We start from the raw sequence: 1,702 nt of genomic DNA on the forward strand, positions 1-1,702 counted from the left end.
GCCTCGATACGCCGCCCTCAATCCACCGTCGTCACCCACTTTCCCGCATAGCTCCCTGCCGGGTTCCATGTGTCTTCGTCGGCAACAACGCTTATCGATTCGGGCTCTCGACCTTCGGCACACGGGAGCGGCTGGATGCCGGTAGGCTCTGCCTCTTGATCGCCAAGACCCAAAGCCGGCTCGCGCTCATCAGGCTCGCCCTGTGGTCGGCCGTCGGCCGACTCGACGGGGCGCTGGATTTCGAAAGTCTTTCGGTCCGTTCGGTGCGGATCGAGGCACGCACAAGCCACCTTCCCGTCGCGCGCGACGGGGAGGTCGAGACCATGGTACTACCGCTGCATTACTCGATCCGCCCGGCCGCGTTACAAGTCTTCGTCCCAGGCTGACGCGCAATAACACGGACCAGATGCGCACGATTGCCCAGATCTCAGACCTGCATTTCGGGCGTCATGATCCCGTCATCGCCGAGGCACTTCTCGCCAGCCTCGGGGCGGAGCGTCCCGACCTGGTGGTGATCAGCGGCGATTTCACCCAGCGTGCGCGGTCCCGGGAGTTCATGGCCGCCAGAGCCTTTCTCGGGCGTATGACACCCCCGAAGATCGTGGTCCCGGGCAATCACGACGTACCGCTCTACAACCTGTTCAGCCGCCTCTTCACGCCATTCCGCAACTTTGATCGCTTCGTCCGGCCCGCCGGCTTGCCGGGCGCGTTCTTCGCCGACGACTCGGTGGCGGTTCTGGGTATCAACAGCGCTCGCCGCCTCACCCGCAAGAACGGGCGTGTGTCCGGCGAGCAGATGGACGAGATCCGACGTGCCTTTCGGCCGTTGCCGCCGTCGATCTTCAAGATACTGGTCACGCACCATCCGCTCGCCGCCCCGCGTGACGGCCTCAGACTCCAGCTTGCGGGGCGCGCGCGTGAAGCCGTCGATGTCGCGTCGGAGTGCCACATCCACCTGCTGCTGTCGGGTCATCATCACCGATCCCTCGATGGCATCATCGCGGAACCGGTGCGAAACGGCGACGTGCTCATCGTTTATGCGGGAACCGCGATCTCGACCCGGACGCGGGGGGCGGAAGGAAACAGCTTCAACCTGATCCGGCTCGAAGGGAACCGGGTCGAGATCAGGGTCATGGGCTGGCAGCCCAAGCGCGGCTATGTCGAGGTCCGCACGAGTTCGTACGTCCTTGAGGAAGGATCGTGGCGGTCTGCCCCGACGTGGTGAGCCCCTGATGATACGAGCGGCGGGCCCGGGGCCTGTCCGGCGATCCACCGAAGATCGAACCGGCCCACGGATTTCCGTTCCGCTTCGGAAGCCGGCCCCGTTGCTCCTAATGGCGCCAACCCATGAGCCTGACGACCCACGGCTTGTGGAACTCCCCGACGACGAGGCGTCTGCCGCAGTCGCAGAGCCAGGTCGTGACCCCGATCCCGACCACCAACGTGACGACCGTGGCGACGTTCGCGGGAAAGCCGCCCAGCGTGATCAGCAGGGTCGTCGCCGCGGCGGGGGCGTGACTCGAACGGGTCGGGATCTGAAGCCCGATGGTTAGGGCCACCGCGAGCGCGCTGGCTGCCATCCTGCCAGCCGACACCTGACCGCCGACCATGGCGGCTGGAGCGTCCAGCGCCCCGAACACGGCAAGGGACAGGAAGGCCGCGCCGGCCCCGATGGCATGCCCCATGAACGTGTTCCACGGTC

Annotated in this window: 2 protein-coding genes and 1 pseudogene; 2 read left to right on the forward strand and 1 reads right to left on the reverse strand. The window is 66.0% G+C overall.

Annotation, left to right across the window (positions count from 1 at the left end):
- Together G3T14_RS24875 and G3T14_RS24030 are read left to right on the forward strand one after the other, a co-directional pair.
- Positions 1-386 (forward strand): annotated as a pseudogene (locus G3T14_RS24875) (diacylglycerol kinase); the annotation flags it as partial.
- Between the two features lie 20 nt (positions 387-406).
- A complete protein-coding gene (locus G3T14_RS24030; RefSeq protein WP_163644986.1) occupies positions 407-1,225 on the forward strand; it encodes a metallophosphoesterase in 819 nt (272 codons plus the stop codon).
- Between the two features lie 106 nt (positions 1,226-1,331).
- Here G3T14_RS24030 and G3T14_RS24035 read toward each other — a convergent pair.
- Positions 1,332-1,702: HPP family protein (locus G3T14_RS24035; protein ID WP_163644987.1), on the reverse strand; the 371-nt coding region annotated here is incomplete at its 5' end.

It is taken from the genome of Methylobacterium sp. BTF04, from assembly GCF_010692745.1.
Lineage (GTDB): Bacteria > Pseudomonadota > Alphaproteobacteria > Rhizobiales > Beijerinckiaceae > Methylobacterium.

Bases quoted from the DNA above. Each gene is read 5' to 3' on its own strand.
- G3T14_RS24030 (WP_163644986.1), top strand. From the start codon at position 407: ATGCGCACGATTGCCCAGATCTCAGACCTGCATTTCGGGCGTCATGAT.